Below are 14,485 nucleotides of genomic sequence, written 5' to 3' on the forward strand. Positions count from 1 at the left end.
ATAATTAAAACCCTATAAGTTTCGGGGATACACCGTGGGCAGTGGCAGTTTACAGTTGGCAAAAAAATGGATTTGAAAACTGCTTATTGCCAACATCTTATAGCTTACTGCCCATTTATCATCCAATCCTTGACAAGAAATTCTAGTCAATTCCAAACCCCTGCACGCCTTTGCTGGCAGTCAGGGGTGTAATTCCGCTGTATATGGCTTAGTCCAATGCACTTCAATAAACAGCCTCTATTTAACATTTTGAAGCGGTAAAATATTGATCAATTTAATTATTTTTATTCCCATACAACAATTAATGAATGTTTCACAACAATTTTTTAAATATTGCGTTAATCTGAATTATATTGCAATCAACAACAGAAGTTAAACCCCAAATTTAACAACTACTAAACCTTAATCACTATGGAAGCCCAAATTAACCAGACACGTGCACAAAAAGAGATTCAAGTGTATCGAAACGACTTTTTTACAGGCATTGTAAGATTGACGAAAAAATTATTTATGCTGTAACAGATAGCATAGAATCAATTATTTTAAAAGGGAGCGGTATTTTGGAATACGGCTCCCTTTTTTTAGGCACTTTCGGGAGTAAGTCCATTTGGGATCATGACTAATAGTTGTGTTTATGCAAAAATTGGGATAATTTGAACAGACGTTCTCTTTGATTGTTCGTTTAAATTATTGGAAATTATACAATAAAAATAATGATGATATTATTCTTTCATTTTACTCAATTGGTTTCTATTGTTTTTTAACGGTTTTCGTGAATCTTCGATTTCTTTGCTTGTCCAAAGAAACCGGCGCAGGAGGTTCATGAGTACCTTATTATAAAATAGACAGGCAATGAATAAAACGAAACAAAAGAAGACCCTTCTTCGCTAGGGGGTCCCTAAAATCTCCGGATTTTAAGGACCGATGCCATGGCCTAAATTATTTCCAAGGCTTCAATAATTTTTTACGGCCATACCATCTCCACTACGGAAGAAGATGAACACAACATCGGGCCTTGCAGACAATTTTCAAAAGGAATATCATAACGGCCAAAGGTTGACGGAATCAAGGAACAGAACACGAATTTGGGATATAATATTCTATCTTTTATCTATTCACACATAACTTTTGATACGGATCCAATACCTTGCGTATATTGAGATTTTATACTAAAATATCTTGACTATTTTTAAATTCTATTTTACGAAATAATATTTTGTATTTCAAAATACGGTATTATCTTTGTTTGATAATAATTGAAGTTTGACCGATGCGAATAGTTACCTATAAAAGAATAATGGAGTTTTCAAAAAAGTATGCAGATGCCGAAAACCCTTTAAACTTTTGGTATTATACCGTAACATCTAAAGAATGGAAAGACCTGAACGAAATAAAACAAACCTTTAATTCTGTGGATTACGTTGGTAATAACCGCTATGTATTCAACATTAAAGGGAACGATTACAGACTGGTAGCTATTATTTCATTCAATGCCAAAAAAGTTTACATTCGATTTATAGGAACACATTCGGAATATGACAAGATTAAGGACATTAAAAACATTTAGTTATGATACAAACGGAAAAGGAATATAATGCCATTGTAGCGCGTATTGAAGTGCTTTTATATGATACTAACAATATCGAGAATACCGAAGCAAAAGGTTATATTGAGTTAAACCTTTTATCCGATCTTGTAGCAGATTATGAGGAGCGCACCTATCCAGTTACAAAACCCTCATTGGTTGAGGTTATAAAAATGCGAATGGCTGAAATGGGATTGAATCAAAAACGTTTATCCGAACTTTTGGGAGTAAGTACATCAAGAGTAAGTGAGTACCTCAACGGTAAAAGTGAACCCACTTTAAAAGTGGCAAGGGATATAAGCGTAAAGCTCGGTATCGATGCTTCAATAGTTTTAGGCGTTTAAACCAAAAATTATTTAGGCTGTAACATAAAGCATAAAACCAATCATTTTAAAAGGGGAGCGGTATTTTGGAATATGGCTCCCTTTTTTCAGTCCCATTCGTAAGAAAGATGAAGAGGGCAACCCCACAGGGCAAATGATTCCTATAACCTACAAAGGATTTCTGCAGCCTTTTCCAAAGTTTCGTCGGTTTTTGCGAAACAGAATCTCAATAAGTGTTCGTCTGTCCCTTTGGTGTTGAATCCGGAGATGGGAATGCTGGCAATTTTGTGCTCTTTTACCAGGCGTTCGGCAAAGACTTGGTCCGGTTCTTGGGAAATATCGCCATAATCCACTAATTGAAAATAGGTTCCTTGGGAAGGTTTTATTTTAAACCTGGAAGTGGATAGTGCATCAAGGAACAAATCCCGCTTTTTCTGATAAAACTGGTTTAGGCCCAAATAATGTTGAGGTTCTTTTAAATAGCTGGCCAAAGCCTTTTGAACGGCATGGTCCGCACTGAACACATTGAACTGATGGGTTTTTCGAAATTCGTGCATCAGTTCTGCCGGACCGGCGCAATACCCCATTTTCCACCCGGTAATATGAAATGTTTTTCCAAAGGAACCGCACACAAAAGTGCGGGAAGCAAGGCCTTCGTATTTTGAAGCACTTTCATGCTTATGGCCATCAAAGGTGATATGTTCGTATACTTCATCGCTTATAATAATTATATTGGTATTTTCAAGTGATTTTTGCAATTCAAGCATATCAGCCTTGGAGAAAATGATGCCGCTGGGGTTGTGTGGAGTGTTTATAATGACCATTTTGGTCCTAGGGGTAATTTTGGAACGGAAAAGTGCCCAGTCCAACTTAAAATCGGTATTGTTAAGTTGTACAAAAACGGGAATGCCACCGTTAACTTCAATGGCAGGTTCATAACAGTCATACGCCGGTTTAATGACTATGACCTCATCACCCTTCCCAATAAAGGCGGTAATGATGGTAAAAATGGCCTGTGTGGCACCAATGGTCACGGTCATCTCTTTGTCCGGATGATAGTGCCTACTATAGAGCTGTTCAATTTTTTCCGAGATCATTTCGCGAAGTTCCATTACCCCTGCCATAGGGGCATATTGGTTATAACCTTGTTTCATAGCTTTGGTTACCAAATCTATCAAGGAAGGATCGGGCTCAAAATTGGGGAAGCCTTGGGAAAGATTTATAGCCTTGTGTTCATGTGCCAATTGCCCTATAACGGTAAATATGGTCGTTTTTATATTGGGAAGCTTGGAGTTTATTTTGTGGTTATACAGGGGCATTTATTGGCGGTTAAATGGGTTATAATTAACATTAGGATTGCTGTGATTCCAAATGGCGAATTACTAAATTAAGACATAGGTCGAGTTCTTTTTTGATTTCCCGTTCCCAAAATCTAAAAACGGTATAGCCTAATTGTTGCAACTCTTTAGTCACTTCCTTATCCCGCTGAATATTGCGTTCAATCTTGGGGATCCAGAACTCTTTGTTGGTCTTGATCTTTGGTTTCCTTTCTTCCCAATTATATCCGTGCCAATATTCCCCGTCTATAAAAATGACGGTTTTGTATTTTTTTAGGACGATATCGGGTTTGCCGATCAACTTCTTGTAGTCTATCCTATACCGGTATCCCGCAGCCCAAAGTGCCTTTCTGAATTTCAATTCGGGGATGGTGTTTTTGCCCAGGATCCTGCCCATAATCCTGGAGCGTTCCGGCGTGGTATAAAAACCGGACTCTTCGTTAAAACGTGGAACGATTATCCGCTCTTCCTTATATTCTTTTGGCATGCTTAAAGATACTGGAATTTTGGGACCTGGGTAAAGAAAAACCCCATTCCGTAAAGGATGGGGTTTGTTTAATTGGGATGTAAATTATGCTTTATAAAGAAATTATCCCTTGACTTTTGCACTTAGATATTCCCTATTCATTCTGGCGATGTTTTCCAAGGAAATTCCTTTGGGACATTCCACTTCGCAGGCACCGGTATTGGTACAGTTTCCAAATCCTTCCAGATCCATTTGACGCACCATATTTTGAACTCTTTCCACAGCTTCAATACGTCCCTGTGGCAGCAAGGCATATTGGGAAACTTTGGCCGAGGTAAACAACATGGCGCTGGCATTCTTACAGGCAGCCACACATGCGCCACAACCAATACAGGCTGCGGCGTAGAAGCTATCGTCCGCATCCTCCTTATTGATGGGAATGGCATTGGCATCCACGGTATGTCCGGAGGTATTCACAGAAATATAACCTCCCGCCTGTTGAATACGGTCAAAAGCCGTCCTATCCACGATCAAATCCTTGATAACTGGAAACGCTTTGGCCCTGAATGGTTCAATTACAATAGTGTCATTATCCTTGAATTTTCTCATGTGCAATTGGCAGGTGGTTACCATACGATCAGGGCCATGGGGCTCTCCATTGATTTGGAGGGAACAGGATCCACAAATACCCTCCCTGCAATCGTGGTCAAATTCCACTGGTTCTTCTCCTTTGGCAATAAGATCCTCGTTGAGAACATCCATCATTTCCAGAAAGGACATGTCACCATCGATACCGTCAATAGGATATTCCTTGATTTGGCCTTTTGTGTTGGCATCTTTTTGACGCCATATTTTTAGATTCAGCTTCATAGCTTTTGCTTTGTTTTAATAGCCTGGCCATTGTACATCTGGCCAACAACAGTAATCTATTTGTAACTTCTTGTTTTCAGTTCAATGTTTTCGTATACCAAATCTTCCTTGTGAAGAACGGCATCCTTAGGCTCACCATTATATTCCCAGGCCGATACAAACTTAAAGTTTTTGTCGTCCCTTAGCGCTTCCCCCTCTGGAGTTTGATACTCCTCGCGGAAATGCCCCCCACAGGATTCGTTTCTCGTTAGGGCATCTTTGGCGAACAACTCTCCCAACTCCAAGAAATCGGCTACCCTACCGGCTTTTTCCAGTTCCTGGTTTTTGGTGTCCGGACTACCTGGTACATTGACATTTTCCCAGAAATCGGCACGTAGGGCTGAAATTTCGTCTATGGCCTCCTGAAGTTCCTTGGCATTACGGGACATGCCACATTTGTTCCACATAATCTTACCCAATTTTTTGTGGTAATAATCAACGGAATGGATGCCTTTACCGGTTTTTAATTTTGCTATTCTATCGCGAACTTCTTTTTCAACGGCATCAAACTCTGGTGAATCGGTAGGAATTTTTCCTGTTCTGATATCCTTGGAGAGGTAATCCCCAATAGTATAAGGTAGTACAAAGTATCCGTCAGCCAATCCCTGCATCAATGCGGAAGCTCCCAATCTGTTGGCCCCGTGATCACTAAAGTTGGCTTCCCCTGCGGAATAACAACCTTCAATGGTGGTCTGCAGATTGTAATCAACCCAAAGTCCGCCCATAGTATAATGCACGGCAGGGTATATTTTCATAGGTGTTTTGTATGGATTTTCATCCACTATTTTTTCATACATCTGGAATAGATTGCCGTACTTGGCCTCTATAACCTCTTCCCCTAGTTTGCGGATGGTGTGGTCATCCACATCCTTCAATCCGGAGGTCAATGCTTTTTCCTTGCCATATCTCATTATGGCGGAGGCAAAATCCAGATAAACGGCTTCTCCTGTTTTGTTTACCCCAAAACCGGCATCGCAACGTTCTTTGGCCGCTCTAGAGGCTACGTCACGCGGAACTAGGTTTCCAAAGGCCGGATACCTGCGTTCCAAATAGTAATCCCTATCCTCCTCTTTAAGTTGGGTAGGTTTTAGTTGGCCATTTCGTATGGCCTCGGCATCTTTCAAATTTTTAGGCACCCAGATCCTTCCATCATTACGCAAGGATTCCGACATCAAGGTCAATTTCGACTGATGTTCTCCGGACACAGGGATACAGGTAGGGTGTATCTGTGTGAAACACGGATTGGCAAAGAAAGCCCCTCTTTTGTGAGCCCTCCAGGCCGCCATTACGTTACTGCCCATGGCATTGGTAGAAAGGAAAAATACGTTTCCATAACCGCCGGTCGCCAAAACTACGGCGTGGGCGGAGTGACGTTCAATTTCACCGGTAACCAAATTCCTGGCAATAATTCCACGGGCCTTACCATCTATTTTTACAAGATCCATCATTTCATGACGGTTAAAGGATTGGATCTTACCTCTATTGATCTGCCTGTTCATGGCCGAATAGGCTCCTAACAACAACTGCTGTCCGGTTTGCCCTTTGGCGTAAAAAGTACGGGAAACCAATACTCCACCAAAAGAACGGTTATCCAACAAGCCGCCATATTCACGGGCAAAAGGCACCCCCTGTGCCACACATTGGTCTATAATGTTCCCGGAAACTTCTGCTAAGCGGTAAACATTGGCTTCACGTGACCGGTAATCACCACCTTTAATGGTATCGTAAAATAGACGATAGTTGCTATCACCATCTCCCTGATAGTTCTTGGCCGCATTGATACCTCCTTGGGCAGCAATAGAGTGAGCCCTTCTGGGAGAATCCTGATAGCAGAAAGTTTTTACGTTATAACCAAGCTCGGCCAAGGTTGCTGCTGCAGATCCTCCTGCAAGCCCCGTTCCCACTACAATAATATCTATGTTTCGCTTGTTGGCAGGGTTAACAAGATTAATGTCGTTTTTATGTTTTGTCCATTTATCGGCCAAAGGACCAGATGGAATTTTAGAATCCAATATTCCCATAATTAATGTGTAATTGGGTTAAAATGATGATAAATTGCAATGATGGCAAACCCCAAGGGGATGGCAATAGCATAAATCCTAGCGAATTTTTTTATACCTGGGGTATATTTATTATTGACTCCCATGGATTGAAAGGAAGAAGCAAAACCATGTAACAAATGCAGGGCCAATAGGACAAAAGATATTACGTACAATACCGTGCGCCATACAGGTTCAAATTTTTCTACCGTCTCCGCATAATATCTTGTAGGGTCCTCGGGGTTGCTTTCTATATACTTATAGGTCATTTCATGTACCCAGAAATCATAGAAGTGCAGGGCAAGAAAAGCCAGGATTACAGCACCTGAAATAATCATGTTTCGCGATACCCATGGCGCATTGGCTCCTCCGTTATACTTTACGTACTTTATTACTCTAGCTTTGTTGTTTTGGATCTCCAATACAAAACCCATTACAAAATGTACCACAACGCCAGCGATGAGTATCGGCTGGAGGAGGTATTGGACCAAGGGATTGTAGCCCATAAAATGCGACCATTCATTAAAAGTATCGGGGGCTATTACTGAAGTAATGTTGATTGTAAAATGTTGCCCAAGAAATAAGACCAAAAAAAGGCCAGATAAAGCCATTACTACTTTTCTGGCGATAGATGATTTCGTCAAACCACTCATTAGTTATTTGTTTTGATTGCAAATTTACTCTACAAACGAGTTATTAACAAACTTTGTTGAATTTATGTACGGTATTTAGAACCAATTTAAAGAGTTCTAATTTTTTTTTTTGCATAAGGTATAAGGCAATGGGGATGTAGTATTGGGTAATGATGAAATAAGAAATGTTGATTTCAGCCTATGGCATACCCTAATATTATAGGGTGCTACTTTAGAATGCCCTGAGATTTATTGGTTTAGGTAATCACAATGGTGATTTGGACAAAAATAGATGGTCATTTTTGGATAGAACTATAATATATTTTGAAAGTTTTTTCTTGTTAAATTATTAAATATCGTATGATGATTTTATACTTTTATTGATTTCTGTGCGTTAGAAACTAACCGAAATATAAATTGGGATAGCTGGATGGTATTCTGGAAAAACTGGTCCTTTAATATTAAATTCTCCTTAATTGCGTTTTTCATAACTGCAATAGCCGGACTCCTCAGTATGGGAGTGCTGGGAGAAATGCTGTATTACCCTGTTTCCTTCTTGTTTACATCCTATCCCACTTTAAAAGATTGGATTGGCGATTGGGTATGGTCCAGTGTTATGATGGTAGGGATGTTATGGTCCTTTGGTTTTGTTTTTGCAGCGGTGGCCTGGTTCTATATCCAAAAAATAACCCGTTCCAAAGTACTGCTTATTGCCGCATATCTGCTTATACTATGGTTATGGGCGGCACTGCTCTGGTGCTGGATGATTAAACGCAATTTAGATCAACTGATATAAAAGCAATAAGATTGGAGTTGGAGGATGGTTGGAACCCAGCCGTTATGCAATTTTATTGTTCGCGATAGATTATCGGGATTAGTTTCTATAAATTTTGGGTATCCAAAGTTGACGATGGCAGTGGGCTGTGAAATCTGTTTTTGCCAACTGCTTATTGCTTAAAGCTTACTTTTTGTTTCAATATCAAAAGATGTCTGTGAATTGGAAAAGATAGTATTTTATATTCCAATTCGTGTTCTGTTCATTTTTGCATCGCCCAAATGCAGCGCATTCATGAATACCAATAAAAAACAATAGACAAACTGATGAATAAAAAACGACCAGGGCCGAACAACCAAGCTACAGTGTACCTTGGCTTGGAGGAGCCGGCAGTAGCCAGGGCCAACTTTGCAACACTTATAATTAAAAGAGCCGAACAACCGCCGCACCGTCCAGACCACTATCACTTGGGTGAAATGCTCTTTGGACGCCTGCCTGGCGGACAGACAGGGCTTCCATTGCCCAATGTGGAAACCACTTGATTTAAGACGAAATCGAAGATTCACGAAAACCGTTAAAAAACAATAGAAACCAATTGAGTAAAATGAAAGAATAATTTGATCATAAGTACCACTCCATTGTTCCCTCTAAAAAAACACAAGAATTGTTCTTGATCCTACTTTTTACTACCAACTTGTAAAGGAGTTTATTCCTATTCCGTACGGTTTATTTTTCCAATTCAGCAATAAACACTTTTGACTGGGACTCGATAATGGCCTGGGCCTCTAATATTGCTTTGTCCAAAATAACCATATTATCTGGGGAAGCCAAGTCTTTTGTAGATGAAATGGCCTTTATATACCAATTTTCCCATGCTCTAATTATGGCTGTTTCACTATCCACAGGGTTTCCGGCCTTAACGGATTTCTCGCTGAGCAAAAATTCCTCCGAAAAACGCTTTGCTGCAGCATCCCGGACTATTTTAACGATATCCATGGCTGTATAGGAATCGGCATTAACTAAGGTCAGGGCACTTGCCAAGGCTGCAATGCCTACATTTTTAAGGGTTTCTTGGGAAACCTTATCCAATCTATCAAGATCGGTATGATAAAACTGATCTGTAAAATGCCAAAGCAATAATGCGGGAATATTGTTGTCCAAGAATGGAGTATGGTCACTGCCGCCTTCATAAGGATTGGTATTTACTTCCCATTGGGCAACTTTCCCCTGCTTCAAAAAATTATGGATCATAAAGTCATTTAAATAATGGGGCCTCATATCTTCCAAGGTAAGCAATCGGCCACCCCATTCCGTATGGGTATCCTTTCCCCTAGTCCATATGGCACTTGGATCCGGCATTTTTTCCAATAAAAACGAACCTCCAGTAATAGCCGTGTTTTCCCCCACCATATCCAAACTAAGTCCCCACTTTATACCCTTGGCCCTTTTCTCATTTTCTTGGAGGTATCTTTTTGTAGATATAATTTCATCGCCCCAAATAAAGGTAATGCTTCGTTGGGCATCAATACGTTCGCTCCCTATTAGTTTGGCGGCAAGGGTTGCCATTTCAACTTGGAGGCCTACCCCACTGGCATTATCGTTGGCACCTGGTTCCTGCAGATGGGCACTGGACACTAGGCGTTCCTCCGGGATTTCGGAGCCTTTTATATCGGCAACCAAGGTTAGTTCCTCGGAAGGATATATTTTACTGGAAATAATTACCTTGGCATATACTTTTCCTTTTTCCAATGCAGTCTTTAATTTTTCTTTAGCCTGATAGGAAAGGGCAATTCCCCAAGTGTTTTTGGGATCATAGGTCAAGCTTCGAAATTGGATGGAATTTACATTTTTTTCGGGGTTTATATAGTCTGGATTATCATAGGTAACGATACCCAAGGCACCTTTTTTTAGAACACCTTCCACATAAATTTCAGGGCCATTTTTTTCTGTAAAAATAATCTTCCCCTTTACGGCAATTTTTTGAAGATCATCCAGATCCTTAATATAAATAACTTCTGAGGTAGTTCCATTGCTCGGGGTCGAAATTGAATTTAAATAAACCATATTCCTATTGGAGGTGTAGGATAGCAATGGGGTATTTTCCCCAACCAGGGTAATTTTTGCACCTAAAATTTCCCATGTAGGATGTTCCAAAGGCCTTTTTTCTATTCTATAGGTAAACCGGTTCCTTGGGGTTGCCTTTTCTTCCAAAACATAGCCCGCAGCTTCCAAGGATGTGGCCACCTTGCGGATGCTCTTATTATAGCCATCATTGCCTACCACCCGCCAAAATTGTTCTATGTATGCCGTGGTTTCATAGGCCTGTTCCCCACTAAGGTTGTTTCTAAGAATATTTAAATAATCGTCCGTGGTAACTGCGGAATTCTTTGTTTGTGCCCAGCTGAGGCTAACTAGGCCAAAAAATAAAAAGACAGGAAATTTAATCATAACAATGGACAGATTTTAAAGACCATATAAATAAAGGGATGTGTCTCTTATTCCCTATGTAAAGGAAGGGCGAAGATATAATAATTTGGAGTTATTGTCCGTGGAAAGAGCGGTTTTTAAATTTCATTTAACGGTTAGTGGGTAAAGCGTTTCCTAATGAATTGATTTGACCTTTTTGGATTGTAGCGAACCCGCCCGATCCGGTACGGGCAGGAATTAGCGATTTTGTGAGCAGTTGAAGGCTTTTTTAAGTTGCATAGCAGGGCTACGGAAGGAAAACCTGCCTACCGGCAGGCAGGAAAGTCAAAAAATGGGTGCAAAAGGGCAATTTTTTAGCCAATTGAAAAAGTTTAAACCACTTCAATCATTAAATTTGATGTCAAAAGCAAAAAAATGAAATATCAGCAAATAGATCACAGCTTGTTTATAAAGAACCGTAAGAAGTTTATGGCCAGAATGAAGCCAAAAAGTATTGCCGTATTTAATTCCAATGATGTTTACCCCATTGGAGCCGACAGCACCATGCCTTTTGAACAGAATAGGGATCTGTTTTATTTAAGCGGAGCCGACCAAGAGGAAACCATTTTGCTGTTGTTCCCGGATGCTATCGAGAAAAAGCACAGGGAGGTCTTGTTCGTAAGGGAGACCAATGCGCATATTGCGGTTTGGGAAGGCGAAAAGTTGACCAAAGAAAAAGCCACTGAGGTATCCGGTATTGAAACCATTTATTGGTTGACCGATTTTGATAAGATCTTTTTTGACCTAATGACGGAAGTGGAAACGGTTTATTTTAATACCAACGAGCATTACCGTCAGGCGGTGGAGACCCAAACCAGGGAAGATCGGTTTATATTAAAATGCAAACAGGATTATCCTGCGCACCAATGGGCCAAAAGCAGCCCAATTTTACAAGAAATAAGGGGAGTGAAGGAACCAGAGGAAATTGCTATTATGCAAACGGCATGCAATATTACCGAGAAAGGATTTAGGCGCCTATTGGGTTTTGTACAGCCCGGGGTTATGGAATATGAGATTGAAGCCGAGCTATTGCACGAATTTATTCGCAATAGGTCCAAAGGCTTTGCCTATACGCCAATTATTGCTTCGGGCAATAATGCCAATGTATTGCATTATATAGAAAATAATCGTGAGTGCAGGGATGGGGATATGTTATTGATGGATGTAGCGGCCGAGTACGCCAACTATTCCAGCGACCTTACCCGCACCATTCCTGTAAACGGCAGGTTTACCCCAAGACAGAAAACGGTTTATGAGGCAGTGCTGCGGGTGAAAAATGATGCCACTGCCATGTTGGTGCCGGGAACCATGTGGGCCGACTATCATAAGGAAGTAGGGAAACTTATGACCTCAGAGCTGTTGGGACTGGGTCTCCTGGATAAGGCCGATGTACAAAATGAGGATAAGGACTGGCCTGCCTACAAAAAATACTTTATGCACGGTACCAGCCATCACATTGGGCTTAACACCCATGATTACGGGGTACTTAAAACGCCTATGGTGGCCAATATGGTCTATACCGTAGAGCCCGGAATTTATATTCCGGAGGAAAAAATGGGGATTCGTTTGGAAGACGACGTAGTTATCCAAGAAAATGGGGCTCCCTTTAACCTCATGGCCAATATTCCTATTGAGGTGGAGGAGATTGAAGAGTTGATGAATGCCGGGAAGTAGGTTTTGTAAATATTAAGTTTGTAAATGATTAATTGATGATTTTGTTTTGAGCCTTCAATACCTCTCCTTGGGACAGTCCGCCCGGTTTGTTCGGACGGTCCTGCCTTTGCCGGTAGACAGGGTCGGAACTGCCTTTTCGGGCAGTTTCGGGTGAGGTGAAATAGAGGGCTTAATTATTGAAAATGATATTAAAAGAATCATCCGCATTGTGTCGACTGCCTTAGTTAGACGAAAAAGAACTTTTAATTCTGGATATCCCGTTAAAAAATTCATTTTTAGAGGCAAACTATCCAACGTCCCAGAAAATCCGTGATACTAAAAGCAAGGGTCCTATAGCCGCGCCCCTTGGCGAACAGCTCAATTATTGCCGAAAACCATATACGGACCAATCGGTTTAAATGGGGATATAAACGCCCAATAGGTGCAATTCGTCGAAAAAATCAAATTTTTCTAAAAAAGAACGAAAAAAATACATTGGATACCCAATAAAAAGAAGGGGGTCGGCGTTAATTATCTGAAAGTCATTTAATAAGTACTTTCAACTGTTAACCTAAATTTTAATTTTTGCATTTTACGGTCCCCTAAGCCTTACCAATGCCACCTAAAAACCTGCATTATGAAGAAAGTTATGACAGACTATGGAACAAAGCTCAGCGCTATTTGCTGCAGCATTTTTGGACACCACTACATTGTATCCAAGAAGGTTACCTTACACATCAAGGAATACAAATGTGTTCATTGTAATAAAGAGGTGACTACGGATGTAAGTGGAAATCTATCCATCTTGACCCCGGAATTGCAGGATATCAACAATACTTTACAAGATATTTATCAGAAAAGACATAGGGCCTCCCAACAGGTAGCCTAAACCATGCTTGGCTACTGAATTCCGACCTTAAGCGGTATCGGAGTTTTTTAAAGTTATTCCCGTAAATTAGAAGTACGCCCATGTTCTTGGTTGTTTTGCGCCCCACGACAGTTAAGAAAGGAACGTCCTTGGTTTTCGGGAATTCTTTTTTCCTTAATAAATACTAATAGCCCCCTTTCTTTTATGAAAAGGAATTCCATCCTTGGGCGGTAATAGGAATTTTGGTGCTGCTCCTGGAAATTAAATGAACCCCTTCGTTCTTATCCGTCATATGGCCCACTACGGTAAAATGTGGATTGCCCTTTATTTTGGGAAAGTCCTTTTGGTCTATGGTAAACAATAGTTCATAATCCTCCCCTCCACTTAAGGCTACCAATGTACTGTCCATTTTAAATTCTTCACAGGCAGAAATCACTGTGGGATCCAACGGAATTTTATCCTCGAACAAATTACAGCCAACCTCACTTTTATCGCAAATATGTAAAATTTCGGAGGAAAGTCCGTCACTGATATCGATCATGGAAGTAGGGAGAATCCCCAACTTCTCCAACAGCCCTTTTACATCCTTTCTAGCTTCTGGCTTTAATTGACGCTCCACAATATAGGTATAAGGCGATAGGTCTGGCTGGTTGTTCGGATTTACCTTGAAAACTTCCTTTTCCCTTTCCAAAACCTGTAGACCACAGTAGGCACCACCCAAATCCCCGGAAACCACTAATAGATCATTGGGTTTGGCCCCACTTCGGTACACTATATCTTCTTTTTTGGCTTCCCCTATGGCGGTAACACTGACCAACATTCCTTTGGTAGAGGAAGTAGTATCCCCTCCCACTAGGTCTACCTTGTAGATATCACAGGCCAGGGCAACCCCGCTATAAAATTCTTCCAAGGCTTCCAAAGGAAATCTATTGGAAACGGCGATGGAAACCGTTATTTGTGTGGCTGTGGCGTTCATGGCATAGATATCCGATAAATTTACCATGACCGACTTATACCCCAAGTGTTTTAGGGGCATATAGCTGAGGTCGAAATGCACTCCCTCTATCAAAAGATCCGTAGATATTACGGCCTGCTTGTCCTTAAAATCCAATACGGCGGCATCATCGCCTATACCTTTTATGGAGGAGGAATGCTGTAAGGTGAAATTCTTGGTAAGATGTTTGATCAATTCAAACTCTCCCAGTTGATCCAAACCGGTCCTTTCTTGATTCTTGTCTTCTATCATACTGCAAAAATAAGCAGTAAATCCATTATATCCCTTTTTTGTAATAACTAAACTAATACGCAATGACATTACATAGCTGCTTGGGCGGCATGGACATACCTGCCTAAAGGTTGGAAGACAGGGGTTTTGGAACGGAATTCCTTGGCAAGTACTAACAGATGAGTGGGCAGTAGCAGTTTATAGTTG

General features: G+C 40.7%; 13 protein-coding genes. 6 read left to right on the forward strand and 7 right to left on the reverse strand.

The window, feature by feature from the left end; translation table 11 throughout:
• Positions 1-1,270 precede the first annotated feature (1,270 nt).
• Both D0S24_RS00290 and D0S24_RS00295 read left to right on the forward strand, forming a co-directional pair.
• Positions 1,271-1,567 carry a type II toxin-antitoxin system HigB family toxin gene (locus D0S24_RS00290; protein ID WP_117017860.1) on the forward strand — a complete coding sequence of 99 codons (297 nt, stop codon included), beginning with the start codon at positions 1,271-1,273 and terminating at the stop codon, positions 1,565-1,567.
• 2 nt (positions 1,568-1,569) lie between these two features.
• Entirely contained in the window at positions 1,570-1,929 is a 360-nt protein-coding gene (locus tag D0S24_RS00295; RefSeq protein ID WP_117017861.1) for a type II toxin-antitoxin system HigA family antitoxin, read from the forward strand.
• 140 nt (positions 1,930-2,069) lie between these two features.
• Here the strand turns inward: D0S24_RS00295 and D0S24_RS00300 are convergent, their stop codons facing one another.
• The 5 genes from D0S24_RS00300 to D0S24_RS00320 form a co-directional block, all read right to left on the reverse strand.
• The gene (locus tag D0S24_RS00300) at positions 2,070-3,227 is read right to left on the reverse strand and encodes a methionine aminotransferase (protein ID WP_117017862.1); all 1,158 of its coding nucleotides are present in this window, start codon (positions 3,225-3,227) and stop codon (positions 2,070-2,072) included.
• A gap of 31 nt (positions 3,228-3,258) precedes the next feature.
• On the reverse strand, positions 3,259-3,732 hold the full coding sequence (locus tag D0S24_RS00305) for a very short patch repair endonuclease (RefSeq protein ID WP_117017863.1): 474 nt from the start codon (positions 3,730-3,732) through the stop codon (positions 3,259-3,261).
• A gap of 102 nt (positions 3,733-3,834) precedes the next feature.
• Positions 3,835-4,581 (reverse strand): succinate dehydrogenase/fumarate reductase iron-sulfur subunit, encoded by a 747-nt coding sequence (locus tag D0S24_RS00310; protein ID WP_117017864.1) that lies wholly within the window; start codon positions 4,579-4,581, stop codon positions 3,835-3,837.
• Between the two features lie 56 nt (positions 4,582-4,637).
• Positions 4,638-6,641, reverse strand: a complete 2,004-nt coding sequence (locus D0S24_RS00315) for a fumarate reductase/succinate dehydrogenase flavoprotein subunit (protein ID WP_117017865.1) — start codon at positions 6,639-6,641, stop codon at positions 4,638-4,640.
• A gap of 2 nt (positions 6,642-6,643) precedes the next feature.
• On the reverse strand, positions 6,644-7,312 hold the full coding sequence (locus D0S24_RS00320) for a succinate dehydrogenase cytochrome b subunit (protein ID WP_117017866.1): 669 nt from the start codon (positions 7,310-7,312) through the stop codon (positions 6,644-6,646).
• Between the two features lie 409 nt (positions 7,313-7,721).
• Between D0S24_RS00320 and D0S24_RS00325 the strand changes: the two genes are divergently transcribed.
• The gene (locus D0S24_RS00325; protein WP_117017867.1) at positions 7,722-8,087 is read left to right on the forward strand and encodes a hypothetical protein; all 366 of its coding nucleotides are present in this window, start codon (positions 7,722-7,724) and stop codon (positions 8,085-8,087) included.
• A gap of 305 nt (positions 8,088-8,392) precedes the next feature.
• A complete protein-coding gene (locus D0S24_RS00330) occupies positions 8,393-8,608 on the forward strand; it encodes a hypothetical protein (protein WP_117017868.1) in 216 nt (71 codons plus the stop codon).
• A gap of 184 nt (positions 8,609-8,792) precedes the next feature.
• Here the strand turns inward: D0S24_RS00330 and D0S24_RS00335 are convergent, their stop codons facing one another.
• Positions 8,793-10,514 carry a M28 family peptidase gene (locus D0S24_RS00335; protein WP_117017869.1) on the reverse strand — a complete coding sequence of 574 codons (1,722 nt, stop codon included), beginning with the start codon at positions 10,512-10,514 and terminating at the stop codon, positions 8,793-8,795.
• A gap of 393 nt (positions 10,515-10,907) precedes the next feature.
• On the opposite strand from D0S24_RS00335, the gene D0S24_RS00340 reads away from it, so the two are divergent.
• Entirely contained in the window at positions 10,908-12,206 is a 1,299-nt protein-coding gene (locus D0S24_RS00340) for an aminopeptidase P family protein (protein WP_117017870.1), read from the forward strand.
• Between the two features lie 616 nt (positions 12,207-12,822).
• Positions 12,823-13,074, forward strand: coding sequence for a hypothetical protein (locus tag D0S24_RS00345; protein WP_117017871.1), 252 nt, complete (start codon positions 12,823-12,825; stop codon positions 13,072-13,074).
• Positions 13,075-13,255: 181 nt separating this feature from the next.
• Here the strand turns inward: D0S24_RS00345 and thiL are convergent, their stop codons facing one another.
• A complete protein-coding gene (thiL, locus tag D0S24_RS00350) occupies positions 13,256-14,299 on the reverse strand; it encodes a thiamine-phosphate kinase (protein WP_117018538.1) in 1,044 nt (347 codons plus the stop codon).
• Positions 14,300-14,485 lie beyond the last annotated feature (186 nt).

Source organism: Arenibacter sp. P308M17, from assembly GCF_003426735.1.
Taxonomy (GTDB): Bacteria; Bacteroidota; Bacteroidia; order Flavobacteriales; family Flavobacteriaceae; genus Arenibacter.

Excerpts from the sequence above, each read along its gene's own strand:
- D0S24_RS00315 (WP_117017865.1), bottom strand. The coding sequence starts at position 6,641 with ATGGGAATATTGGATTCTAAAATTCCATCTGGTCCTTTGGCCGATAAA.
- D0S24_RS00345 (WP_117017871.1), top strand. The coding sequence starts at position 12,823 with ATGAAGAAAGTTATGACAGACTATGGAACAAAGCTCAGCGCTATTTGC.
- thiL (WP_117018538.1), bottom strand. The coding sequence starts at position 14,299 with ATGATAGAAGACAAGAATCAAGAAAGGACCGGTTTGGATCAACTGGGA.
- D0S24_RS00320 (WP_117017866.1), bottom strand. The coding sequence starts at position 7,312 with ATGAGTGGTTTGACGAAATCATCTATCGCCAGAAAAGTAGTAATGGCT.
- D0S24_RS00295 (WP_117017861.1), top strand. The coding sequence starts at position 1,570 with ATGATACAAACGGAAAAGGAATATAATGCCATTGTAGCGCGTATTGAA.
- D0S24_RS00300 (WP_117017862.1), bottom strand. The coding sequence starts at position 3,227 with ATGCCCCTGTATAACCACAAAATAAACTCCAAGCTTCCCAATATAAAA.
- D0S24_RS00340 (WP_117017870.1), top strand. The coding sequence starts at position 10,908 with ATGAAATATCAGCAAATAGATCACAGCTTGTTTATAAAGAACCGTAAG.
- D0S24_RS00330 (WP_117017868.1), top strand. The coding sequence starts at position 8,393 with ATGAATAAAAAACGACCAGGGCCGAACAACCAAGCTACAGTGTACCTT.
- D0S24_RS00290 (WP_117017860.1), top strand. The coding sequence starts at position 1,271 with ATGCGAATAGTTACCTATAAAAGAATAATGGAGTTTTCAAAAAAGTAT.
- D0S24_RS00305 (WP_117017863.1), bottom strand. The coding sequence starts at position 3,732 with ATGCCAAAAGAATATAAGGAAGAGCGGATAATCGTTCCACGTTTTAAC.
- D0S24_RS00310 (WP_117017864.1), bottom strand. The coding sequence starts at position 4,581 with ATGAAGCTGAATCTAAAAATATGGCGTCAAAAAGATGCCAACACAAAA.
- D0S24_RS00335 (WP_117017869.1), bottom strand. The coding sequence starts at position 10,514 with ATGATTAAATTTCCTGTCTTTTTATTTTTTGGCCTAGTTAGCCTCAGC.
- D0S24_RS00325 (WP_117017867.1), top strand. The coding sequence starts at position 7,722 with ATGGTATTCTGGAAAAACTGGTCCTTTAATATTAAATTCTCCTTAATT.